Below are 25685 nucleotides of genomic sequence, written 5' to 3' on the forward strand. Positions count from 1 at the left end.
TAAGTAAACGTTATAATTAAGTTGAAAGTAAATTTATATTATATATGGAGGTATAGAATATGGGTATTAGATTTATAGAAAAGTATAATGTATTTAAGCTTGACTCAAAAGATACATCGTATATTATTTCTATTGTAGATGAAGAAAAATTTTTAGGACATGTTTATTTTGGTAAAAAAGTAATTGATGAAGATATAAACTATTTGATGAGGATTGAAGAGCCACCATATATTCCATCTAAAAATAATAGAGATAGAGTATCCTTTTATGATAGTTTCCCTTTTGAATACTCAACTCATGGAATCGGAGACTTTAGAGAATCATCAATAAGGGTTAAGGATAAGAATGGACATTCAGAAGTAAAGCTTGAATATAAATCACATGAAATTTATAAAGGGAAAAGAGAGCTTAAAGGGTTACCTGCTACATTTGGAAATGAAAATGAGTGTACAAGCCTTGAAATAACTTGTGTAGATACATATTTAGATTTACAAGTTGTACTTGTTTATACTACTTTTGAGAATTTAGATGTTATTACAAGAAGTGTAAAAGTTAAAAACCTAAGTGAAGGTGAAATTAATTTAACAAAGGTATTATCTACCTGCATTGATTTTGATGGTATGGATTATGATATGATATCACTTCATGGATCTTGGGCTAGAGAAAGGCATGTACAAAGAAAGAAAATTGGTTATGGAAAACAAGTTGTATCAACTATAAGAGGAGAATCAAGTCATCAAGATAATCCATTTATAGCATTATTAGATAGCAAAGCAACAGATGATTATGGAAATGTATATGGATTTAATTTTGTTTATTCAGGAAATTTCTTTTCACAAATTGAAGGATGCCAATTTAATACAACTAGAGTTGTAATGGGAATAAATCCAGAAGGTTTTAATTGGATATTAAATAAGAATGAAGAATTTACAGCACCTGAAGTAGTTATGGTTTATTCAAATGAAGGTATAGGAAAGATGACAAGAACCTTCCATGATCTATATAGGAATCATTTAATAAGAGGCGAATATAAAGATAAAAAGCGCCCAATATTAATAAACAATTGGGAAGCAACTTATTTTGATTTTAATACAGAAAAACTGTTATCTATTGCAAAAGAAGCATCTAAGTTAGGAATAGAAATGCTTGTTATGGATGACGGCTGGTTTGGGAAGCGTAATGCTGATAATTCATCATTAGGAGATTGGTTTGTAAATGAAAACAAAATAAATGGCGGGCTTAAAAATTTAGTTGATGAAGTGAACAAACTTGGTATGGAGTTTGGAATATGGGTTGAACCAGAAATGATATCAGGAGACTCAGAGCTATTTAGAAAACATCCAGATTGGTGTATTAAGATACCAGGTCGTGAGCCTGCATTATGTAGGGAACAATATGTATTAGATTTATCAAGAAAAGAAATAGTAGATTATATATATAATAGTATAAAAGAAGTTTTATCTAGTGCAAATATAACTTATGTGAAATGGGATATGAATAGGCAACTAACAGACTTGGGAAGCCTTGGATTAAAGTCAGAAAACCAAGGAGAATTATTCCATAGATATGTTTTGGCAGTATATGATATGATGGATAGATTAACTAAAGATTTTCCACATATTTTATTAGAAAACTGTTCTGGTGGAGGGGCAAGGTTTGATCCTGGAATGCTTTATTATAGTCCTCAAATTTGGTGTTCAGATGATACTGATGCAATTGAAAGATTGAAAATACAAGAGGGAACAGCTATGGTATATCCACTTTCAGCTATAGGTGCGCATGTTAGTGATTGTCCAAATCATACAGTTGGAAGAACTACACCTTTTGAAACTAGAGGCTATGTAGCTTTGGCTGGTACTTTTGGATACGAGCTTGATGTAACAAGAATCCCACAAGAAGATAGAGATATGATCCCAAAACAAATAGAAATGTATCACAAGTATAATGACTTAGTAAGAACTGGTGACTATTATAGAATAGAAAACTTTTCTGAAAATAATTCTTTTGATTCTTGGTCAGTAGTTTCTAAAGATAAGAGTGAAGTTTTAGTAACTTGTGTGCAAGTTTTTGGAAGACCAAATTACCATAGCAGAAGAATAAAATTAAAAGGATTACTAGAAGATAGATTCTATAAAAGTGAAGAAACTGGAAAAATTATTTCTGGTGGAGCATTAATGAATGCTGGAATTAATTTAACTAATTTACATGGAGATTTCAAAGGTAAATTAATTCATTTAAAACTTGTAAAGTAGTGAAAATATAGTATATAAGTTAACTATAATAAATTCCACAGTGTAAAAATAAGATGTTTATACTGTGGAATTTTTATTTATTTTATTATATAAGGTAATGTTAGTACCATTGAGGTACCCTTGCCATATACGCTAAATATTTCAAGTCCGTAGTCTTTCCCATAATTAAGTTTTAGTCTACGATTTATATTTCTTAATGCTATGCTACTGAATTTATTATTTTTATCATTAATATAATCATTTAAATCCTTCAAATTTTCATCTTCAATGCCTATGCCATTATCAGATATTGTTAATAATAAATTATTATCTATATGATGACCTTGAATTATTATTTTCCCATTACTATCACATTTACTTAATCCGTGGTAAATAGCATTTTCAATTAGTGGTTGAATTATCATCTTAATTATTTCACAATTGAGTAATTCTTCGGGGATAATATTTTCTATTGTAAAAAGCTGATCAAATCTTATTTTTTGTAAGTAAATATAATTATCTATTATTTCCATTTCTTGATTTAGCTTTACTGTATTAATTTTTCTATTCATGCTATATCTTATTATTGAACCAAAGTATTCTGCCATAGTTGAGGTTTCTAAATCATCATTAATTTCCGCCATCATATGAATTGATTCTAAAGTGTTATATATAAAATGAGGATTGATTTGATTTTGAAGCTGGCGAAGCTCTAATTCCTTTTGCTCTATTTGATTCTTATAGTTTATATTTATTAAACTATTAATACGACCTTTCATGTCATTATACGAATTAACAAGTTTACCAATCTCATCATCTTTATCATATCTAAAGTTTTTATTTAAATTATTTTCTATAGAGTTTGAAGACATATTGTTTATAAGATACTGTATTGGATTAAAAATTCTTTTTGTAAAGAATAGATACAGTATTATTGATGAAATTAGAAAAAATAGTATGTTAGTAATTAAAAAGATAATGTATAAATTATCTAGTTTAAATGCATCTTTCTTTGGTATTTTATTAATTACTATCCAATTTGAAATATTAACTGGATTAGAACAAATAACATAAGGTGCATCTTCATATATATAATTTATTGACGGCTCAGAACTATTAAAATTTACTTTGTCAAAATAGTTGAATTCTGATTCTTCTTTATTTGTTGATAGAATTAAATCACCACTAGAACTATAAATTGAGATAGCTTCATTATTAAATGGTAAATCATAGTTTAATATATTATTAAACTCTTCAGTTGATAAAGTAACTAAAAGCATCCCTGTAATTTGGTTTGTATTAATATCTATTATTTTTCGTGTAAGAAGTATAAGATTTTTACCTTTTGAATAGTCTATATCGAAAATACTACTAGAATTAATATTTGCAAAAATTGAAGTAGCAGAAGATGAACTTAAACTTTCTTGAAACCAATTTTCATTAAGTGGATTTATAAGTTTATAGTGAGAACTGTTTCTGCTTGCAAATGCACCCATGCCTTTTAAATCATAAATATAAGCTCCACTTATATAATTATTTTGAATTAGCATCATTTCACAAAGATATTTTAAGTAGTTATAATGTGATATTTGAAAATTTTCAGTATCTCTCAATGTCTGATGCAACGTACTTATTTCTGGTATAAGTAAAGGATATTTAGAAACATCAGAAATAGTGTTTATTTTTTCTTCTATTTGGTTACTAAAGCTAATATTGAAGTTTTTTATTAATTTTTCAGTTTTGTTAAATTCATACTTTGAATAAGAATATAAATTAAAAGTAGTAACAAGTAAAAAGATTAAATAAAGACAAGTAAAAATAATTAGAGTTAACTTTTTTATAGATAAATTTTTATAAGAAAACATAATTTACACCTAACTTCTTTAAAAAGTATATATTTTATTTTATTAAAGTATAATTCTTCTAAAATGTAAACATTTAATATATAATAAATATATAATGAACTGAAAAAATATTCAATAGTAGGTGTAAAGATGAAGATATTGATAGTAGATGATGATAAAATTATTAGATTAGGATTAAAGAAAATAATTAATAGGCTATTTCCAGAGTATGAAGTTTTATCAGAATTTCAGAATGGATTAGTAGCATTCGAATATCTAAGAAATAATAAAATAGATTTAGTTATAACTGATATAAAAATGCCTATAATGACTGGAAGTGAGTTAATAGAAAAATCAGTAAGAGAGATAGACAATCCTCCATTATTTATTGTGCTAAGTGGATATGATGAATTTACTTATGTAAGAGATACTATGAAATTTGGAGCGTTTAATTACTTATTAAAGCCTATTAAACAAGATGAATTAAAAAAAGTAATCTCTGAAGCAGAAGTTAAAATTAAAGAGAATACAAAGCAAGATAATATATTTAATAAATCAATAGAGATATTAAAAAAAGATTTTTTTAGACATATATTATTTTCAAATTCTGAATGGAATTATAGAAGCGATAAGTCCTTTTTAGAAGATATACAGCTTAATGAAAATTATATGTACAAGCTTATTATAGTCGAGAATGCAAAAAAACAAAAAGAATTATTGAAAAAATATATAAAAAATATTGTTACTAGATGTATCTATATTGAATATATATATTTTAATTTTGAAGGAAACTCATATATAGTGTTTTATTTAGATATCACTAAAAGTGCTTTTGATGAAGGAGTAAACAATTACATTGAAAATGAGGTGAAAATATTTGTAGAGAAAAATATAAATGTCTATATAATGGAGCAAACTGATGAATTATATAAGTTAAAGGACCAATCAATAAGGTTTAGAAAAATTAGAAATACAATATATTATGAAAGTAAAGCAAGAAAATATTTATTAAAATTATCAGATGAAAATAAAGTTATTGAAGAAGAGAGTAATATTAATACAAATTTAACTGTTATAAAACTTGCTAAGCAATACATAATAAATAATTTTAATAAAAATATATCTCTTAAGGAGGTAGCAGATGAGGTTTTTTTAAGCCAAAATTATCTATCTGAATTATTTAAAAAAGAAGTTGGAGAAGGATTTTATGAATTTTTAACTGAATACAGGATAAAGATTGCAAAAGAATTATTGGTAACAACAAATTTAAAAGTTTATGAGATAGCAGTAAGGGTAGGGTATAATGATGCAATAACTTTTGGAAGGGCTTTTAAAAAAGTAACAGGATATACACCAAATAGCTTTAGAAATAATTAGAATCCATTATTTTATGAAAGAGGTTAGGTCAATGAAAAATAAAAAAATAAAGATTTCTATCATGGTAATCATGGCTATTATAACTACTTTTTTTGGAGTTAAAATTATTAAAGAAGATAAAGCTGAAGGGAATATTTTAAAAAATGAGAATAAAGAATTAGCGGGAGAAATAACATTTGTTAGTAATAGAATTGATAAAAAAGAAGAACTTAAAACTTTAATATCAGAGTTTGAGGAAGAGCATCCAAAGGTTAAGGTGAACTTAGAATTAATAGGAGATGCAGAAGAGATTCTTCAAAGAAGAGCTATGGTTCAAGAACTGCCAGATGTAACTTTAATCCCTAGTGCTATAAAAGCAAGTGAATATTCTCAGTTTTTTTTGGATTTGGATGATTTAGGATTCACAGAAGATAATATATATAATTATAGCACCGGTATTGGTAGCGATGGTAAGCTTTACAACTTAACTACATCAATTTCATGGAACGGAATTATATATAATAAAAGCGTATTTAAAAAATTAAACATAAATGAACTCCCAAAGACTAATGAAGAATTTTTAAATTTATGTAAAGCTATAAAAGATAATAAAATAATCCCAATTGCATTAAACTATAAGCAAGTTTGGACTATGAATACTTGGATAGATGTAGCACCATATTTATTCGATGTGAAACTTGAAAAAAATATAATCTTAAATAATGAGGATATTTTAAGTGACAATAGCGGGATTTTTAGAGCTTTAAATTTTGTAAGAAACATCTATCAAAATAATTATTGTGAAGACAATTTACTAAATTATGAATGGGAACAAAGTAAGGTAGACATTAAAAATGGAAAAGTAGCTATGATATTTTGGAATTCAGATTTTAAATATCAACTAGAAGATATAGGAATGAATATGGATGATATAGGCATGTTTCCATTACCAGATAGTAAATACATAAAAGTTTATGGAGATTATAAGATCGGAGTTGCTAAAAACACAAAATACCCAGAGTTATCAAAAGCATTCCTAAAGTTTTTATTTGAAGAAGATCGTTATGCAAATGCGGTAAATATATTATCTCCTTTGAAAGAAAACTTGAGAAACAGGGATTTAATAAAAGAGTTGGAAGCATATAATATTCCAATAGATATACATGGTGATACTATAAAAAATCAAACAGAAGAAGATAGAAAGATTCGGGAATGGTATGAAACTTTAAGAAGATTATCAGGATTAGATTATTCTTTTGTTCAAGAGTATATTACAAGTTCAGATATAGAAAACTTAAGGGATCAAATGAATAACAAATGGAATGAGTTGGAGAGAAAATCTGAAAGCAATGATTAAAGATAGTATATTAATTATATTTACATATGTCTACTTTTATTAAAAAAATAGGAAGTATGGATAATAATAAATCAATTTAAATTACTAAGTATTTATAATAATAATTGATTTAGTTATTCAATAACTTCCTCATTTCCTTCTTCATTTTTTTCTCCATTTTCTTCAGAGTTAGCTATTTCCGTAAAAGCTTCAAGCCTTAATGTGTTTGCATAAGTACTTAAGAGATAGGCGTTAGCTAACTTTATATATGGAGAAATATTAACATTTTCTTCCATATTATTTGTTCTTAAATTTCTAGAATAAACTCTTTTTATAGCTACGACCCATAAGAAAATATAGCCTAATAATACGAGTTGTTGACCTTGTAGTGTGATTTCAGCAGAAGCTACATCAGTATTATTATTAGTTAATAAATCATGTATATCAACATTTGCAGCATATGCAAAAAAAGCATATCCTACTGAAAGAAATGTAGCGCCAGTTCGTTCGAGCTCTGCAAGGTTTATATCCAAGTTTTTTATAAACTCTTCAATATCATCAAATGAATCATTATTACTCATATAAAATATATACCTCCAATAAGAGTTCTAATTATTATATGATATTGTATATAATTTTGAGTCATATTTTTTAATGTAAAAAAATAATATAGATATTTATTATTCGTAAGATAGTGCTTAGGGATTTCTATTGATATTTGGATAATACTTTTCAGACCAGACTTCAAGCTCTTTTATAATTTTAGTAATTTCTTTTCCTTTTTCAGTTAAATAATATTCAACTTTAGGAGGAGTTTCATCATAATTCATCTTAATAACTAACTCATCTATTTCAAGTTCTTTTAAATTTTCAGTTAATACTTTGTGACTTATTCCCTTTACAAAGCGTTGAAGTTCTAAAAATCTCTTTGGGCCATCATAAAGATGGCATAAAATAAGAGATTTCCATTTACCTCTTATAAAATCCATTGCAAAGTCTAGTAAGCATACATATTTCTTATTATTGTAATTTATCATAATGCGGTACCTTCCTAGAATATTTTAAATAAATTTATACTTTATTTAAAATGAGATGTTTTATATTATATAAGAAAAAATTTTCAATTGCAACAAATGTAAACTGAAGAAAATTTGTAGAAGAACAGATTAAAATCAGAAGAAAATAGAAAAATTACTATTTTAGCTATAAAAAATAATAGTAATAGATATTTAACTAAGATTGAGAATTTAAATAGATAAAAAAGAAAGTATTATTAAGAAAAGATATATGATTATATAAAAATAACATTGACTACAGAAATAGACAATGTTAGAATAATATTCTACTATATTATTTATTAGTATATATAATTAAATCATATCATATTCAAAAAAGAAAGTCAATATAAAAATAAAAAGTTTTGGAGGTTATTTTATGGAAAATAATATTATATCTATTCCAGATTCCTATATAAATAAACAAACTTTTTTAGAAATTCAAAAATGTAATGATGAAACTCTACACTACGGATTAAAACTTTCAGAAGAGGATATAAAAATAATTTTAGAAACTAGAAAAGAATCACTTATTAAAACTGGAAGAGTAGAATTTAGTGGAGGATTAATTCAAAAAATTATACTAGCATTTTGTGATTCCCCTTATATTTCTCAATATAATTATATCGAAACAATAGATGATATAATAGAAGCCTTTTATTATTATAAAAATGAGACTATGGATGAAATAGGTGATGATGAATTAATAAACTTAATGAAGAATTATTTTGATAATGAATGTCAAGGGTCATTAGACCTTCTAAAATATAAATATCTAGATAATATTGCCCACAATATAAAATATGGAGTGGCTGACTATTTTAATATGGATGAAGATGAGGATAAGTAATGAGTAATTTAATTATAAATAATAAAGAAGGAGCAGATGAAATATTAAATCAAGAGAATTATTTCCAATCTTTATTACAATATTCATATAATAACAATTTATTAGATAAAGAAGATTTTGAAAAAGTACAAATTCAAATTATGAATATTTTAAAAGATATTGTAACTTATTATACAATGGATTCAAGTTCATCTGTTAGGGTTGAGGTAGCAGAAAGCTTATTATCGTCAATATATTATACAATTAGTTTATTTATAAAGAATAACTCTAATGCTAATGAAGCTATAAAGATACTCAAAGAAGAAAGTATCAAGGAAATATTCAACAAAGGTGAAAAATTATTGAGAGTTAAATTTGATGATTGCATATCTTTATTAAGTAGTGTACAAAAAACAAAATTAATAATAAAAAATTATGCTTATAATGACACTATTGATTATGGAATTCCACTGTTTTTTAAAAAATATGATATTAGATATGGAAGTCATGAAACTCCAGGATCTATAGATTATCCATTATCTAATGATAATATGAATTTAGTAGGTATTGAATATATAGAGAACTATTTAAAGAAACTAAATTTAGAAAACAAGTTTTGTTCTAACTTCAATACAATAGAAATAGAAGATTTATTAAATGGATATGATAAAAAATCATATCATCTATTAATTAATATTTTTGATTTAGTATTAACAAATTCTATTGGTTCTGTTTTCTTAAATAAAGAAGCTAGTAATTTAAGAATAACACCATATGAAAAGTTATATCTTAAAGAGAGGTTTATAAATTTATCAGAGAAAGAAATAAAAAAAGAAATATTATTAGCAGTAGAAAGAATTTGTATTGAATTTTTAATCGATGCAGATGATTTAGATTTAGTTAACTATTTAAATAATGCCTCTGTAAAAATTTCTCATGAACTTAATAGAGATATAAATCAAATTGATAGAATATTCATCACTCCTAATAATGAAAAAGAAAAAACTATAAAATATCAAGATAGAAAAAGTGTTGAAAATAGTATATTTAGAAATATTTCTGAAGAAGTTAGAACTTGTAGTAATGTAGAGGATAAAATAAAAATTATTAAAGAGGACATTCATAGTTTAACTGATTTGGTAGATTTACTAGGGGCAGATTGTATATTTGAGTATGAGTTTACTGAAGTCTTTAAAGCTTTAGATGATTTTGAAATTGCTTTATTAATTAAGTATTTGCCGAGAGATAAAGATGTAGAAAGTGATTATGGAACTGAAAGTGAAAAGGAATGGCATGAAAAATTATTGAGATTTATTGATAGCTTAGATGAAATAAAAAGAAGAAATATTTTGAGGTTATCCAGTAAGTTTGAAATATAAAGCAGATGGTACATGAGCTTATTAATCTTAGAATGTAAAAATAGAAGATATAGTAGTATTTATTACTAAGATATCTTCATTTTATATTCTTATTTTTAACTGTATCATAGCAGACTTTAATTTTATAACATATAATTATAAGAAAAGTGTTAATATTGTTAATAAATGAAATAGTTCATAGAAGGAGATGATAATATGAATAAGCCTATTATTGGAGTTACAGCACTTTTTGATGATGAAAAAGAAAGTATTTGGATGTTACCGTCATATTTAGATGCAATTACAGATGCAGGAGGAATCCCTGTCATATTACCAATTATAGATAACGAAGAAGATATAAAGACTTTGGCAAATAAATTTGATGGATTTTTATTAGCTGGTGGTCAAGATATTAATCCTGAAATATATAAGGAAAAGAAATTGGCTCATTGTGGAGGTATAAATGTTGCAAGAGATAAGATGGAAAAAAGTTTGTTAAAGGAAATATTAACTATAGATAAGCCATTACTTGCAATATGCAGAGGTTTTCAACTTTTAAATTCATATTTAGGGGGCTCTTTATACCAAGATATAAAAATAGATAGAAATAATAATAAAGATAGTATTCATAGGCAAGAAAAACCTTATAATAAGCCAAGTCATAAGGTAATAGTTAAAAAGAACTCTTTACTATTTGATATTATGCAAAAAGAAGAAATAATGGTAAATAGTATGCATCATCAGGCTATAAAGAATGTTTCTCCTAATGTAACTGATGCTGCAATAAGTGAGGATGGAGTTATAGAGAGCATTTATATTAAGGATAGAAAGTTTGTATTAGGGGTACAGTGGCATCCGGAACATTTATATAAAGATTATGAAGAGCAGTTTAATATATTTAAGGAATTTATAAATAGATGCAGTTAAATATATCAAAGTACCAGAAAAATACTTTTAATAACTTTAAATGGAAATTAAATACTATTAATGGAAAATATAAACATTGTGGAAAAGTGCTAGAAAAATAAGAAAAGAATAAAAAAGATGAGTTAAACTTAAGCAACGAAGAAAATCACTTTTTACTTAAATTAATAAAGGGAGTAATATATGATTATTACTAGTAATAATTAATTCATGAAGTTTGCAAGCTATATAAATATAACTAAGGAGTTGTACTTTGTGGAAGTAAATAGTGTGAATCTAAGCCAAGAAGTATATATATCAGATGCCGAGAAAATATGTAACTGGCTTAGTGATGAGGAAATAACAAGTTATTTAAATGAAGACATTAATGTAAAGCGAAATTTAATTAACGTTATAAATAGGGTAAATATGCCTATTTTAACTCATCTTTTTAATAATAATTGTAGATTTTTTATTATAAAAAATATATATGGCGCAATAGGATTTTTACGACTAGTACCAAAAGGTGAGTTTGTAGAAATAGTTATTGCAGTAGGTGAAAAAGATTTATGGGGAAAGGGAATAGGGCATAATGCTGTACTCGAAGCTTTAAAAGTAGCTTTTTTTGATATGAGGGCTGAATATGTTGTAGCTAAAATTAAAAAGATTAATAAGAGATCACAAAATCTTTTTAAGGGCTTAGGGTTTAAGCAAGCTAAAGAACTGGAAAGAGAAATTGAATATCATATTAGTATGAAGTCTTTCATTAGATCTGCTGCCTAGACTATTTAAATATTACTTTCTTTAATTATATATTAAGTAGATAGTCCTAAAAATAATAACAATATATAGTTATTAATTCTGCTAAAAAAGTATTGATTTTTGTTAATCAGTACTTTTTTTATTTTGAATAAATTATAATAATATTTATATAAGATAAAAAATATCATGATTTTAATATAATTTATATTAAAATTAGAAGATAAAAATCTGTAAGAAATATTTTAAGTATTATGATAAATTATTAATGGAGGTAGATATATGAATAAGGAGGAAAAATGGAAAGCTGTTATAGAGAATGATTTAAGATATGATGGGGATTTTTTTTATGGAGTTAAAACAACAAAAATATTTTGTCGTCCATCTTGTAAATCTAAAAATCCAGTTAAAGAAAATGTAGAATTTTTTTCTACCACTGAAAGTGCAATTGAAAGTGGATTTAGGCCTTGTAAAAGATGTCGACCTGATTTAATAGAATACAATCCGATTACTAATATTGCTAATAGTATGAAGGAGATTTATGATAAATATTATTTTGATGAAGAGCTTATTAATATTAAGATAAAAGGTCTTCATATAGCTAAAAGTCATTTAATAAGAGTTTTCAATAAGACTTTTAGCTTAACACCTAAAGCATATATTTCTAAAATTAGAATTGATAAAGCTAAGGAACTTTTGAAAACTAGTGATAAATCAATTACTGAAATTTCTTATGATTGTGGATATAGGAGTTTATCAACTTTTTATGATAATTTTAAGAAAGTTGAAGGGATGAGTCCTATGAGTTATCGTATAAAATAATTAAGAATCTGCTTATAAAATAGATGTGAAGGAGTTATATGAAAAGTATTTTTTACTATGAGACTATAATTGGAGAAATTGGAATAGCTGATAATGGAAAAGGTATTACAAATATTTATATAAAAGATAAATTAAAAATTGAAAAAGATATAGAGGTAAAAGAAACTAAATTAATTAAAGAGGCAGCAAGTCAACTTAATGAATATCTATCTGGAAGTAGAGAAGATTTTAGTATTCCATTTGACTTAGAAGGAACAGAGTTTCAAGTTAAAGTGTGGAATGAGCTAATTAAGATACCTTATGGAGAAACAAGAACATATAAGGAAATAGCAGAAAAAATAGGTAATCCTAAAGCAGCTCGTGCTATTGGAATGGCAAATAATAAGAATCCAATATTAATAATGATACCATGTCATAGAGTTGTAGGTAAAAATAAAAGCTTAGTTGGATATGCTGGAGGCTTGAAAATGAAAGAAAGGCTGTTAGAAATAGAACACAAAAATATTCAGATTTACTAGTGATAATTGAATAGTTAATAGATAAGGGGGAAATACTTTGGCGTTTGATATGGATGAAAATATGATTTTAACAATAAGAGAGGAACTTATAAATTTGTCAGAAGAAGATTATAGAAATTTTTCTTCGAAACTTTTACCAGGAGTTAAAAATATACTTGGAGTTAGGCTCCCAGCATTGAGAAAAATTGCAAAAAGTATTGCTAAAGAAGATTGGAAAAGTTACTTGAATAATGCAAGGGATGATTACTTTGAAGAAGTAATGTTACAAGGTATGGTAATTGGATATATTAATAATATTGATATAGATGAAATTATAAGTCTTATTAGAAAATATGTACCCAAAATCAATAATTGGTCTGTTTGTGATAGCTTTTGCAATGGCCTAAAAATTACTAGTAAAAATAAAGAAAGAATGTGGAATTTTTTACAAGAGTATTTTTCATCAAGTGATGAATTTGAAGTAAGGTTTGCGGTAGTAATGCTATTAAATTTTTATGTTGAGGAAGAGTATATTGAGCTTGTCTTAAGTAATTTAGATAAAATAAAGCATGATGGATATTATGTTAAAATGGCTGTTGCTTGGGCAATTTCTATTTGTTATGTGAAGTTTAGTGAGATAACTTTCAATTATCTAAAAGAAAACAACTTAGATTATTTTACATACAATAAATCATTACAAAAAATCTGTGAATCTTTAAAAGTTTCTAAAGAAGAGAAAAATATTATTAGAGGCATGAAGAAAAAGGTAAATAATAAATAATGAAGTTAATTAGACGATTTTATAAAGAATTTATCAAATCGTCTAATATCATATTACCTCCAAGTTTATAATCATAATCAGAAGTACTATTTATTGATTTTATAAAACTCCAAGTTGCATTCCAAAGTTTAACTACAAAAATATAACCTTCTAACTTTTCATTTAGATATTTTGAAGAATAACCAAAATAACTTTTAATCAATTCGTTTTTCATATTTTCATTTAAAAACCAAGATAAAGTAGCTAAATCAAAAAATATATCTCCCATTGCGGAAAATTCAAAGTCAATAAGATAGATAGAGTTTTTAGTATATAAAATATTAGATGTATTTAAATCATTATGGCACAATCCAAAATGATATTCTTTAGTTAAATTATCTTTTAAGGAATTTAGCTTTTCCATTAATAAATTTATATCATGATTAAAGAGAAAATTTGAACTAATTAAAAACTTAACATTTCTTTCAATTATATCAAAAGGATTAAAATAATTACTACATTTTAATCCATGTAACCTTTTTAATGTATGTATTAAGCTGTCAATAAAAATATGTGAGTTATAAAATTCTATATTAATTTTATTAGATTCCTTAAATTCACTTAACAAGACTCCAGTATCTTTATTATGATAAAGTATATTAGGAGAAATATTAAAAGGCTTAATTATGTTTAAAATTTCATTTTCATTATAAAAATTATTAGTGTTATCTTTACTTGGAATTCTTAAAACATATTTTGAATCTTGTAGTGTCATTAGATAATTTGAATTATTTAACCCACCAAGTTTAGTTAGTGAAAAATTTTTATGTATTGTATTCATAAAATCTCCTATAGTTATTGTTGTTTATACATTATATCAGATATAATATGAAATGTATTTTAAGATTATTATTTATGTAGATTATTAGTTGAACATAGATTTTACTTAATAATTTTAAATTTATTATGTATACTATTATAAATAATACTAGTATGTACTAATATGAGATTAAAAAGTATTATAATTTTATTCGAATTTTAGTATACCTAATTTAATTAAAAAATAGGAGAAAAAAACATGAAGAAGTATAAATTTGATTCAGAAATAAAGAAGCACGAAGGAAAAGATGCCACTTATATAGAGGTTCCTATAGATGTTGAAAAAGAGTTCGGAGCTAAGAGGGTAAAGGTTAAAGTAAAATTTGATGGTGTAGATTATAGAGGATCAATAGTAAAAATGGGATTACCTTGCTATATGATAGGAATAACAAAAGAAATAAGAAGTAAAATAGGTAAAACTTATGGTGATATTATAACAGTTGAATTGGAGAAAGATGAAGAAGAAAGAAAGGTAGAGTTACCAGAAGAATTTAAAGAAAAACTTATTAAAAATAATGATGCATATAAATTTTATGAAAGCTTATCTTATTCACAACAAAGAAAGTATTTTCAATGGATAACTTCAGCAAGAAAAGAAGAAACTAAAGTAAAAAGAATGGAAGAGGCAATAGAAAAATTAACAAATAAAATAAAAATATAATCCCTTAAAGTGTAGTGCAGTATAAGAAAAAATGAATATAGTGAAAAAATTATCAAAGTACTGTATAATAGTTATAAATAATGGAGGGATATATGATGGATTTATCTAAGTTTACTGAGAATAAGGGACTTACTGAAATTGAAGTAAAAGTTTTAAATTATATAGTAGATAATATAGAGGATGTAAACAAATTAGGCGTTAGAGGGATTGCAAAAAATAATTATACATCAACATCCACAATAATGAGGCTTTCTAAAAAACTTGGTTACTCTGGTTTTTTAGAAATGCAATACAATTTAGCATCATTAAAGGGCAATGAGCTAGGAGAAAATCATAATGAAAGAGACTTTGTTGATAGCTTAGATATGGATAGTCTTTTAAAAGAAAATTCTAGTGATTCTATCAATAAATTTGTAGATATTTTATTTAATGATGATAATAAATTTATTTTTATATATGCCAATGGATTTTCAGGAATTGTAGCAGAATATATTAATAAGAAACTTTTAGTCATGGGAAAAAGGTGTATATTATCTAATGGTACAGATTCAATTGGAGTTTTTGAGAATAACTTAGATTACATAAGTTCAATTATAGTTATTTCAAAATCAGGAGAAACTCCAATGGTTTTAAATAAGGTTAAGACAGCAAAGGAACATGGAATTAAGGTGGTAGCCTTCACAAATGAAAGAGAAAATAGTATAAGTAGACTTGCAGATATAAGTTTTAAAATTGATGACGCAAACAAACTAGATGATAGAAACTTAATGCCAAATACATTCTTTCCAAAGGTGTTAGTATTAGTTGAATTATTAATATATGAATATTATAAACGAAAAAATAGTGATTCTAAGTAACGTGTTATCTAATTGGGTAACACGTTTTTTTGAGGGGAAAATCTATATACAGATAAATTGACACTTATTATAATGAAAATGTAAATGATTTCTGAAAAGATGATAAATGGAGGTAAAAAAATGAAAGAAAAGATAATGAACAAACTACAAGACTTTTCTAAAGGAATGTTCGTACCTGTTTTAATATTACCTATAGCAGGTATAATAATTGCAATAGGTAACATTTTAACAAATGCAAAGTTAGCAGAGTACTTGCCATTTTTAAAGAATGACGTTGTATATGGACTTGGAAAGATGTTATCAGGGTCATTAGTTTCAATATTAACTAATTTAGGTATTATATTTTGTGTAGGTTTAGCAGTAGGACTTGCTAAAAAGAAGAAGGCAGAAGCAGGTTTCACATCATTATTAGTGTTTTTAGTATTTATAAACGCAATGAATATATTTTTAACATTAACTGAAAAACTAGCACCAGCAGATGCGTTAAGAGGAAGTGGACAAACGACTGTATTAGGTGTGCAAATACTAGATATGGGAGTTTTCTTAGGTATTATATTAGGAATCGTTGTTGCATATATTCATAATAAATTCTGTGAAAAAGAGTTTGATGGAGCATTTCAAATATATGGTGGATCAAGGTTAGTATTTATTATTTTAATACCAGTAACAGTTGGTTTAGCAATATTATTTAGCTATGTATGGCCACCAGTGCAAAATGTTATTAATAATCTTGGGGAGTTTATACAAGGGTCAGGTAATTTCGGTATCTTCACATATGGAACTTTAGAAAGATTATTAATTCCAACAGGGCTACATCACTTAGTTTATACTCCATTTTTATATAGTTCATTAGGCGGAGTTGCTGAAATCGGTGGACAAGTATTTGAAGGAGCTAGAAACATATACTTTGCAGAAATGGCTGATCCAACTATAGCTAAGCTTTCAGCATCAGTAATTTGGGATGCTAGAGGACTTTCAAAGATGTTTGGTCTAATAGGTGCATGTCTAGCTATGTACCACACAGCATTACCAAAGAACAAAACTAAGATAAAGGCAATATTAATTCCAGCAGCTGTTACATCAATTTTAGCAGGGGTTACAGAACCAATAGAATTTTCATTCATGTTTGTAGCACCAGTATTATTCGTAATTCATGCAGTATTAAGTGGACTAGGAATGGTTGTATTAAACGTTTTAGGAGTTACAGCAATAGGACCAAATGGATTAATAGACTTCTTATTATATAATCTTCCACTTGGAATAGAAAAAACTGGCTGGCCAATGTATATATTAGTTGGTTTAGGACAATTTGTAGTTTATTATGTAGTATTCAGATTTGTAATAGCTAAATTTAAGCTAAAAACTCCAGGTAGAGAAGAAGATGGAGATACAAAGCTTTATACAAAGAGTGATTATAAAGAAAAAAATTCAACTAAGGATAATTCAGCAACTGCTACTGGAAGCAAGGATGCTGACAATGCAGGATTAGCACCTATAATAGTAGAAGGTCTTGGTGGAACAGAGAATATAGTAAAGGTTGATAACTGTTTTACAAGATTAAGATTAATAGTAAAGGATTCATCATTAGTTAATGAAGCTTTATTAAAAAATGAAACTGCAGCAAATGGTGTTGTAATAAAAGGTGAAAACGTACAAGTAATTTATGGTTTAAGAGTTACTGGAGTAAGAAAAAGCGTGGATGAATATCTTGGAATAGAAGTAAATTAAAATCTATTTAAGTTTAGGAGTGGCTAAAATTGGTCACTCCTATTTCTGATAAGATTTTAAATTTATTATATATTAAAAATTAAATAATATATATTTTAAATTGGTTAATTTACTTAAAAAAGTGTATTAAATATTTAATATAGTATTAGCTTAAATTATGTAAAATATTAATTAAAACATATATGGGAGGTATACAATGAAGGTACAAGTTGCTATAGATAGAGTGGGTCTAGATAAGGCAATAGAGTTAGTTGAAAAGTTCAATGGTGTTGCCGATATAATTGAAATTGGAACATCTATAATAAAGGATTATGGACTTTTAAATTTGAAAGAATTGACTTTAAAAGCAAATAAGTCATTAATATTAGGAGATATTAAGACAAATGATGAAGGGGCTTATGAGTTTACTATGGGATATAATCAAGGGTTTGATATCTTAACTGTTATGGGAAGTTCTTCTTTGGAAACACTACAAAAGTGTTATGATGTTTCAAAAGAATATAATAAAAAAATGATGATTGACTTGATTGAATGTTCATATGAAAAAATAAAAGAAATATCAAGATTTGATGAAGCAATTTACTGTTTACATACTTCTGTAGATAAAAGCAACAAAAATAATATTATAGATGAGTTAAGAGATTTTAAACTTAAGTTTCCGAGCATAAGAAATATTGCTATAGCTGGAGGTATAAACTTAGATATTATTAAAAGTTTGAAAAATGAAGATATAAATATAATAGTTATAGGATCTACAATAACAGCATCTAAAGATCCTATTAAGACTTTAAATGAAATTAAGGAGGCACTTTTATGAATATAAGAGAGGAAATATTAGAAGAAGTAAATAACGTAGTATTAAATGTTAATGAAAAAGATATTGAAAAAATGGTGAATACTATTGATAAAAACTATTCAATTTTTGTTGATGGAGAAGGTAGAAGCGGGTTTCAAGCAAAAGGATTTGCTATGAGATTGATGCATATAGGTTATAAATCATATGTTATGGGGGAAACTATTACCCCTGCCTTAAAAAAAGATGATATTTATATAGCTATATCTGGTTCTGGAACTACAAAAAATACTTTAAGTAATGCAAAGTCAGCAAAGGATTTAGGATTAAAAGTCATTGCAGTCACAAGTAAGAAAAAATCTCCTTTAGGTGAAATAGCAGATATTATTTTAGAAGTACCAGGAAAGGTGAAAGGTGATGGTGAAGGCGGATCAATACAGTTATTAAGTTCTTTATTTGATCAAGCCGTTCACATAGTTCTAGATTTGGTATGCCTTTTAACAAGTAAGAGAGATAATTTTTCAAATAAAGAAGCATTAAATAATCATATTAATGTAGAGTAGTAATTTTTGAGAACATGTTACAACATAGGGTAACATGTTTCTTTGGCCACCGAAACTGTTTACCATTACATTTTACTGGTCTATAATGAGCTTGTAAGTAAGAAAAAAGACTAATTTTAAAATAAAATGATTAGATTTAATAAGTTGTAATAGGAAAGGTGGCTAATTTTATGGATACAAGCAAAAAGTTTTCTATAGTAATAGCAGGAGGAGGAAGCACATTTACACCAGGTATCGTAATGATGCTTTTAGACAATGTAGATCGTTTCCCTTTACGTAAGTTAAAATTATATGATAATGATAAAGAACGTCAAGAAGTAATTGGTGAAGCACTTGAAATATTATTAAAAGAAAGTGCACCTGAAATAGAGTTTTCATACACAACAGATCCTGAAGAAGCATTTACTGATGTAGATTTCTGTATGGCACATATAAGAGTTGGAAAATATGAAATGCGTGAAAAGGATGAAAAGATTCCTCTAAAATATGGAGTTGTTGGACAAGAAACTTGTGGACCTGGTGGAATAGCATATGGAATGCGTTCAATAGGTGGAATGATGGAATTAATCGATCTTATGGAAAAGTATTCTCCAAATTGTTGGATGCTAAATTACTCTAACCCAGCAGCAATAGTTGCAGAAGCTTGCCGTGTGTTAAAACCAAATTCAAAGGTATTAAATATTTGCGATATGCCAGTTGGAACATTACGTCGTATGTCTCAAATAGTTGGATTAACTCCAGCAGATTTAGAAGTTAACTACTTTGGATTAAATCACTTTGGATGGTGGACAAGTGTTAGAGATAAACAAGGAAACGATTTAATGCCAAAATTAAGAGAATATGTTTCTGAAAACGGTTATTTAAATCAAGTTGAAGTAGATACTCAACATACAGAACCAAGTTGGCAAGAAACTCATAAGAAAGCAAAGGATTTAATAGCTCTAGATCCAAACTTCTTACCAAACACTTACTTAAAATACTATCTATATCCAGATTATGTTGTAGAACATTCTAATGCAGAATATACAAGAGCAAATGAAGTAATGAATGGAAGAGAAAAGAATGTATTTAGTGCAGCAAGAGAAATAGTTAAGGCTGGAACAGCAAAAGGTGGAGAATTCCATATAGATGCCCATGCATCATTTATAGTTGACTTAGCAAGAGCAATTGCATATAACACACATGAAAGAATGTTATGCATTGTGGAAAATAAAGGTGCTATTGAAAACTTTGATCCAACAGCAATGGTTGAAGTTCCATGTATAGTAGGTAGCAACGGACCAGAAGCTTTAGTTCAAGGAACTATACCAAGATTTGAAAAAGGTCTTATGGAACAACAAGTTGCAGTAGAAAAATTAGTTGTTGAAGGTTGGATAGAAGGAAGTTATCAAAAGTTATGGCAGGCTCTTACTTTATCTAAGACAGTACCAAGTGCAAAAGTAGCAAAAGAAATCTTAGATGATTTAATTGAAGCTAATGAAGGATATTGGCCAGAACTTAAATAATAAAGTATAAAAGAACAGCTACAGGCTCGGACAATGGATTATCCATTATCCGAGCTATGTTTAAATAATAGATTGTTAAGCAAGGAGAATAATAATGATTAGTCAAGATATTAGAAAAATTGCTCCAGAAATGGATCCACTCCGAAGGGGAATGGGATATACTTCAGAAGACTTGTCTAAACCACAAATAATAGTCGAAAGTACCTTTGGAGATAGTCATCCAGGAAGCATTCACTTACTTAAATTTGCAAACAATGCAGCTATGGGAGTAGCCGAAAAAGGGGGAAGAGCATCAAGGTTCTTTGCAACAGATATATGTGATGGAATGGCGCAAGGGCATGATGGAATAAACTATTCATTAGCATCTAGAGATACAATAGCATCACTAATAGAAATTCATGCTAATGCAACACCTTTTGATGGAGGAGTATTTATAACAAGTTGCGATAAAGGTGTTCCAGCTCATTTAATGGCTATAGGAAGAATTAATATACCTTCAATAGTTGTTACTGGTGGAGTAATGAAGGCAGGTCCAAATCTTTTAACATTGGAGCAAATAGGAACTTATAGTGCTATGGAAAGGCGCGGAGAAATTACTGAAGATGAATTAACTTATTATAAAAACAATGCATGTCCATCAGCTGGTTCATGTTCATTTATGGGAACTGCTGCAACTATGCAAATTATGGCTGAAGCATTAGGATTAATGTTACCTGGAAGTGCAGTTATGCCTGCAACTTGTGAAGACTTAGAAAATGTAGCAATAGAAGCAGGAAAGCAAGTAGTTGAATTAGCTAAGAAGAATTTAAAGGCAAGAGATATAGTTACAGCTAAATCTTTTGAAAATGCAATTATAATTCATGCGGCAATTTCAGGATCAACAAATTCATTGCTTCATATTCCAGCAATAGCTCATGAGTTTGGAGTAGATATAGATGCAGAAAGTTTTGATAGAATACACAGGTATGCACCATATTTATTGAATATCCGTCCAACAGGTAAATGGCCAGCAGAGTATTTCTACTATGCAGGTGGGGTGCCAGCAATAATGGAAGAAGTTAAGGATTTATTACATTTAGATGTAATGACAGTTACGGGAAAAACTTTAGGCGAAAACTTAGAAGATTTAAAGAAAAATGGATTCTATGAAAAATGTAATGAATATTTAAAAGAAACTGGTTTAAAGAAAGAAGATATTATTAAACCATACAACGATCCAATAGGTAAAAATGGAGCTATTGCTATATTAAAAGGAAATATAGCACCAGAAGGAGCAGTTGTTAAACATTCAGCTGTACCAAAAGAAATGCATAAAGCTATTTTAAAAGCAAGACCATTTGATAGTGAAGAAGAGGCAATTGAAGCAGTATTATCTAAAAAAATTAAACCTGGAGATGCAGTATTTATTAGATATGAAGGTCCAAAGGGAAGCGGAATGCCAGAAATGTTCTATACAACAGAAGCAATTTCATCTGACAAAGAATTATCTGCAAGTATTGCTCTTATTACAGATGGAAGATTTTCAGGAGCATCAAGAGGTCCAGCTATAGGACATGTTTCACCAGAAGCAGCAGTCGGAGGACCAATAGCGTTAGTTGAAGAAAATGATTTAATTGAAATAGATATAGAAAAGAGAATATTACAAATAGTTGGTATTAATGGAGAACGAGTAGATTTAGATGAAATAGATAAAATACTTGTTAAGCGTAAAGAATCTTGGAAGCCAAGAGCAAATAAATATGAGTCTGGAATATTAAAGATATTCTCAGAAAAAGCAGTTTCACCAATGAAGGGTGGATATATGGAGTAAGGAACAATTAATAATGGACAATAATAATTGAGATTGTTTTGCTTTGTAGAACTTAGATTATATGCTTAGTATAAGAAATTTTGTTATAATTTATAATTCTTAAGTATTGATTTCTTATTTAAAAGCATATAAAGACACATAGGATTGTTTATAAAAATATTAAATAAAATTTATAGGAGATTTTATTATGTTTAAAATAAGAATTTTAAATGCTTTAAAAAAGTGTGGGGTAGTTGCTGTAGTTCGTGGAACAACAAAAGAAATTGGGGTTAAAATATCAGAAAGTTGTATTAAGGGAAATGTTAAAGCTATAGAAGTAACATATACAAATAAGTTTGCAAATGAAATAATAAGAGAGCTTTCAGAAAAATATGATAAAAATGATGATGTTGTAATTGGAGCTGGAACAGTTTTAGATTCTGAAACTGCAAGAATGGCAATATTAGCAGGAGCACAATATATAGTTTCACCATCATTTAATAAAGATACTGCAACACTTTGCAATAGATACAATGTACCATATATACCAGGAGTTATGACTATAAATGAAATAGTAACTGCATATGAAAGTGGAGTAGATGTAGTTAAGTTATTCCCAGGGAATGCTTTTGGACAAGGTTATATAAGTTCAGTAAAGGCACCACTTCCACATGCTAATATTATGGTAACTGGTGGAGTAAACCTTGATAACATAGAATCTTGGGCAAAAGCTGGTGTAGATTTAGTTGGTATAGGTGGAGAACTAAATAAACTTGGAGAAGCAGGAGATTTTGATGAAATAGAATCTACATGTAAAAAGTATATAGAAAAGTTTGATAAAGCAAGAGGTATTTAATATGAAGGTTGCTGGTTTAGGAGAAATACTTTTAAGGTTATCAAGTAAAAAAGGCGTGTTACTATCAAATTCAAATGAATTTAATGTAAACTATGGCGGAGGAGAAGCTAATGTATTAATTTCATTAGCTAACTTTGGAATAAGTGCTAGAATGATTACTAAGATTTCTAATGATAGTCTGGGAGATGGGATGCTTAGTTATCTAAAATCGAAGTCTATAGATACTAGTTTTATAGCTAGAGGTAATAAGAGGACTCCAATATATTTTTTAGAAGTTGGAAGCGGAAATAGGGGATCAAAAGTAATTTATGATAGATTAGATTCAGCCTTTGGATCAATTTTAGAAGAAGATATAAATATAAAAGAAGCATTAAAAGGAATAGATATATTTCATGTTTCAGGTATAACTTTAGCTGTTTCAGAAAAAACAAGAGAGTTAACTTTTAAGATATTAAAATATTGTAAGGAAAACAATATTTTAGTTAGTTATGATTCAAACTACAGAGCAAAAATGTGGAGCTTAGAAGAAGCAAGTAAAGTTACCAAAGAATTATTACCATATGTTAATATTTTTTCAGGTAGTATATTAGATGCAGAAAATATATTGAATATGAAATGTGATTTAGAGGATAAATACGAAAAGTTAAAATATTATTATGATGAAATTTCAAAAAAGTATCCTAATATAAAGCATATTTTTTCATCTTTTAGAGAAATAAAATCATCAACAGTAAATACTCTGCAATGTAATTATTATAATAATGGTATTTTGTTTTCTTCAAAAATACATACAATAGATGATATAGTGGACAGAGTAGGTGGAGGGGATGCCTTAACTGCGGGAGTTCTATATAGCATTATAAATAATAAGTCTCCTGAGTATGTTTGTGAATTTGCTGTTGCAGCATCTGTTTTAAAACATACAATTTATGGAGATGCAAACCTTGTAACAAATGAAGAAGTGGAAAGTCTAGTAAGCTATGGAGTGGGTAAAATAGCGAGATAATGAGAAGTGCTTTTAAATATAGTTAGAACTTAATATAATACTAAAAATCCATAGTAAGTAAATACTGTGGATTTTTATTTTAATAAATATCGGAAGGTAATTATATAAAAAGATGGATAATAAAGAAGTATTTCATAAAGTAAATTTAGATATTATTCTAGAAATAATGAATATATGTTGTATAATACTAATTAATAAATTTTATGTTTTAGGAGAATAAAAAATGGTATTAAGGAAATCAACAGAAAAAGATTTAAAAAACATAATGAAAATTATCAGTGAAGCAAAAGTATATTTAAAAAATAATGATGTAGATCAATGGCAAAATGGATATCCAAATGAAGAAGTTATTTTAAAAGATATAAGAAACAATATTAGTTATGTTTTAGAAGATGATGCTGAAATTATAGGAACTACTTCTTTATCTTTTGATGTAGAAGAGACATACAACAATATTTATGAGGGAGAATGGCTTTCAGATGGGAAATATGCTGTTATCCATAGAATAGCTGCTTCTAATAATAGTAATAGAAAAGGAATTGGGACAGAAATAATTAAAAAATCCGAGGAGATTTGCTTATCAAAGGGAATAAAAAATATAAAAATCGATACACATGAAAATAATTTAACTATGCAAAAGTTATTAGAAAAAAATAACTTTAAATACTGTGGTGTTATTTATTTATTAGATGGGAGTAAAAGAATTGCTTTTGAAAAAGAAATCTAAAAGGTATATTAAAATGAGAAGATTTAAAGGAAAAGGTATATAAAGTTGAAAGATATACAGCTTCCAATATAAAGAAAGAGTTAATTTATAATATAAAAAAAGATGATTATATAGATGAGATAAAAGATAAAAATGCAGAAGATATTAAGGAGTTTCATGAACAAAGTACAAGTAATTTTTCTGAAGATGCAAAATATATAATATTTAACTGCGCAGATTATGCAGATAATCCATATCTTCTATTATCACAATTGTTTGCTAGTATCAAGGGTGCTTACACAGGAGCTACTGAAAATAAGATGGGAATTGTTGAGGCATGCGATGGAGGTATACTATTTTTAGATGAGATTCGCAGGTTACCTTCAGAAGGACTATACTGGACAAATCCTAGTTGGAAAAACTACGATGGAACAATAGCTGAATGGTAAAATAATATAAAATGATCTGTATGAAACTTTCAAATCATACAGATCATTTTATTTATATGAAAAAATGATAGTGTAAAGTTTCGTATGAAAAAAATAGATAAATCAACATAAAGGTAATTATTTGAATAAATTGATTTATGTTG

General features: G+C 27.1%; 24 protein-coding genes and 1 pseudogene. 21 read left to right on the forward strand and 4 right to left on the reverse strand.

Annotated features, from left to right (window positions below; translation table 11 throughout):
- The first annotated feature begins 59 nt into the window (after positions 1–59).
- Complete coding sequence (locus I2A75_RS02995) at positions 60–2252, forward strand: alpha-galactosidase (RefSeq protein WP_195262985.1); 2193 nt, start codon at positions 60–62, stop codon at positions 2250–2252.
- Between the two features lie 77 nt (positions 2253–2329).
- Here the strand turns inward: I2A75_RS02995 and I2A75_RS03000 are convergent, their stop codons facing one another.
- Entirely contained in the window at positions 2330–4096 is a 1767-nt protein-coding gene (locus I2A75_RS03000; RefSeq protein ID WP_195262986.1) for a sensor histidine kinase, read from the reverse strand.
- Between the two features lie 129 nt (positions 4097–4225).
- Between I2A75_RS03000 and I2A75_RS03005 the strand changes: the two genes are divergently transcribed.
- Positions 4226–5452 (forward strand): response regulator, encoded by a 1227-nt coding sequence (locus I2A75_RS03005; RefSeq protein WP_195262987.1) that lies wholly within the window; start codon positions 4226–4228, stop codon positions 5450–5452.
- A gap of 31 nt (positions 5453–5483) precedes the next feature.
- A complete protein-coding gene (locus I2A75_RS03010; protein WP_243241967.1) occupies positions 5484–6788 on the forward strand; it encodes an ABC transporter substrate-binding protein in 1305 nt (434 codons plus the stop codon).
- Positions 6789–6901: 113 nt separating this feature from the next.
- Here the strand turns inward: I2A75_RS03010 and I2A75_RS03015 are convergent, their stop codons facing one another.
- Positions 6902–7348 carry a hypothetical protein gene (locus I2A75_RS03015; RefSeq protein WP_195262989.1) on the reverse strand — a complete coding sequence of 149 codons (447 nt, stop codon included), beginning with the start codon at positions 7346–7348 and terminating at the stop codon, positions 6902–6904.
- Between the two features lie 117 nt (positions 7349–7465).
- On the reverse strand, positions 7466–7804 hold the full coding sequence (locus I2A75_RS03020) for a helix-turn-helix domain-containing protein (protein ID WP_195262990.1): 339 nt from the start codon (positions 7802–7804) through the stop codon (positions 7466–7468).
- A 397-nt stretch (positions 7805–8201) separates the two neighbouring features.
- On the opposite strand from I2A75_RS03020, the gene I2A75_RS03025 reads away from it, so the two are divergent.
- From I2A75_RS03025 to I2A75_RS03055, 7 genes are all read left to right on the forward strand, one after another.
- Positions 8202–8672 (forward strand): DUF6323 family protein, encoded by a 471-nt coding sequence (locus I2A75_RS03025; RefSeq protein WP_195262991.1) that lies wholly within the window; start codon positions 8202–8204, stop codon positions 8670–8672.
- A complete protein-coding gene (locus I2A75_RS03030; RefSeq protein ID WP_195262992.1) occupies positions 8672–10030 on the forward strand; it encodes a DUF6179 domain-containing protein in 1359 nt (452 codons plus the stop codon). The genes I2A75_RS03025 and I2A75_RS03030 overlap by 1 nt, the downstream gene beginning before the upstream one ends.
- Positions 10031–10225: 195 nt before the next feature.
- Positions 10226–10936, forward strand: coding sequence for a gamma-glutamyl-gamma-aminobutyrate hydrolase family protein (locus I2A75_RS03035; RefSeq protein WP_195262993.1), 711 nt, complete (start codon positions 10226–10228; stop codon positions 10934–10936).
- A gap of 252 nt (positions 10937–11188) precedes the next feature.
- Complete coding sequence (locus I2A75_RS03040) at positions 11189–11695, forward strand: GNAT family N-acetyltransferase (protein ID WP_195262994.1); 507 nt, start codon at positions 11189–11191, stop codon at positions 11693–11695.
- 258 nt (positions 11696–11953) lie between these two features.
- Positions 11954–12493 carry an Ada metal-binding domain-containing protein gene (locus I2A75_RS03045; RefSeq protein ID WP_195262995.1) on the forward strand — a complete coding sequence of 180 codons (540 nt, stop codon included), beginning with the start codon at positions 11954–11956 and terminating at the stop codon, positions 12491–12493.
- 38 nt (positions 12494–12531) lie between these two features.
- Entirely contained in the window at positions 12532–13011 is a 480-nt protein-coding gene (locus I2A75_RS03050; protein WP_195262996.1) for a methylated-DNA--[protein]-cysteine S-methyltransferase, read from the forward strand.
- Positions 13012–13072: 61 nt separating this feature from the next.
- Positions 13073–13771, forward strand: a complete 699-nt coding sequence (locus I2A75_RS03055) for a DNA alkylation repair protein (RefSeq protein WP_195263014.1) — start codon at positions 13073–13075, stop codon at positions 13769–13771.
- A gap of 19 nt (positions 13772–13790) precedes the next feature.
- Here the strand turns inward: I2A75_RS03055 and I2A75_RS03060 are convergent, their stop codons facing one another.
- Positions 13791–14591 (reverse strand): choline kinase family protein, encoded by an 801-nt coding sequence (locus tag I2A75_RS03060; RefSeq protein ID WP_195262997.1) that lies wholly within the window; start codon positions 14589–14591, stop codon positions 13791–13793.
- A gap of 237 nt (positions 14592–14828) precedes the next feature.
- Between I2A75_RS03060 and I2A75_RS03065 the strand changes: the two genes are divergently transcribed.
- The 11 genes and pseudogenes from I2A75_RS03065 to I2A75_RS03115 all read left to right on the forward strand — a co-directional run.
- Positions 14829–15290 carry a YdeI/OmpD-associated family protein gene (locus I2A75_RS03065; protein WP_195262998.1) on the forward strand — a complete coding sequence of 154 codons (462 nt, stop codon included), beginning with the start codon at positions 14829–14831 and terminating at the stop codon, positions 15288–15290.
- Positions 15291–15385: 95 nt separating this feature from the next.
- Positions 15386–16147: a MurR/RpiR family transcriptional regulator gene (locus I2A75_RS03070; RefSeq protein WP_195263015.1), complete on the forward strand. Its 762-nt coding sequence runs from the start codon at positions 15386–15388 to the stop codon at positions 16145–16147.
- Positions 16148–16267: 120 nt separating this feature from the next.
- Complete coding sequence (locus tag I2A75_RS03075; protein WP_195262999.1) at positions 16268–17875, forward strand: PTS transporter subunit EIIC; 1608 nt, start codon at positions 16268–16270, stop codon at positions 17873–17875.
- A gap of 196 nt (positions 17876–18071) precedes the next feature.
- Positions 18072–18692, forward strand: coding sequence for an orotidine 5'-phosphate decarboxylase / HUMPS family protein (locus I2A75_RS03080; RefSeq protein WP_195263000.1), 621 nt, complete (start codon positions 18072–18074; stop codon positions 18690–18692).
- Positions 18689–19231, forward strand: a complete 543-nt coding sequence (gene hxlB, locus I2A75_RS03085) for a 6-phospho-3-hexuloisomerase (RefSeq protein WP_195263001.1) — start codon at positions 18689–18691, stop codon at positions 19229–19231. Before I2A75_RS03080 ends, hxlB begins: the two co-directional genes overlap by 4 nt.
- Before the next feature lie 170 nt (positions 19232–19401).
- On the forward strand, positions 19402–20736 hold the full coding sequence (locus tag I2A75_RS03090) for a 6-phospho-alpha-glucosidase (RefSeq protein ID WP_195263002.1): 1335 nt from the start codon (positions 19402–19404) through the stop codon (positions 20734–20736).
- Positions 20737–20830: 94 nt separating this feature from the next.
- Positions 20831–22546 (forward strand): dihydroxy-acid dehydratase, encoded by a 1716-nt coding sequence (gene ilvD / locus I2A75_RS03095; RefSeq protein ID WP_195263003.1) that lies wholly within the window; start codon positions 20831–20833, stop codon positions 22544–22546.
- A 187-nt stretch (positions 22547–22733) separates the two neighbouring features.
- Positions 22734–23381 (forward strand): bifunctional 4-hydroxy-2-oxoglutarate aldolase/2-dehydro-3-deoxy-phosphogluconate aldolase, encoded by a 648-nt coding sequence (locus I2A75_RS03100; protein ID WP_195263004.1) that lies wholly within the window; start codon positions 22734–22736, stop codon positions 23379–23381.
- A 1-nt stretch (position 23382) separates the two neighbouring features.
- Positions 23383–24387: a sugar kinase gene (locus tag I2A75_RS03105; protein WP_195263005.1), complete on the forward strand. Its 1005-nt coding sequence runs from the start codon at positions 23383–23385 to the stop codon at positions 24385–24387.
- Between the two features lie 223 nt (positions 24388–24610).
- Positions 24611–25114, forward strand: coding sequence for a GNAT family N-acetyltransferase (locus I2A75_RS03110; protein WP_195263006.1), 504 nt, complete (start codon positions 24611–24613; stop codon positions 25112–25114).
- A gap of 167 nt (positions 25115–25281) precedes the next feature.
- Positions 25282–25485, forward strand: a pseudogene (locus tag I2A75_RS03115) (sigma 54-interacting transcriptional regulator); the annotation flags it as partial.
- Between the last annotated feature and the right edge of the window lie 200 nt (positions 25486–25685).

It is taken from the genome of Clostridium sp. 1001275B_160808_H3 (assembly GCF_015550425.1).
In the GTDB taxonomy this organism is placed as follows: Bacteria; Bacillota; Clostridia; order Clostridiales; family Clostridiaceae; genus Clostridium.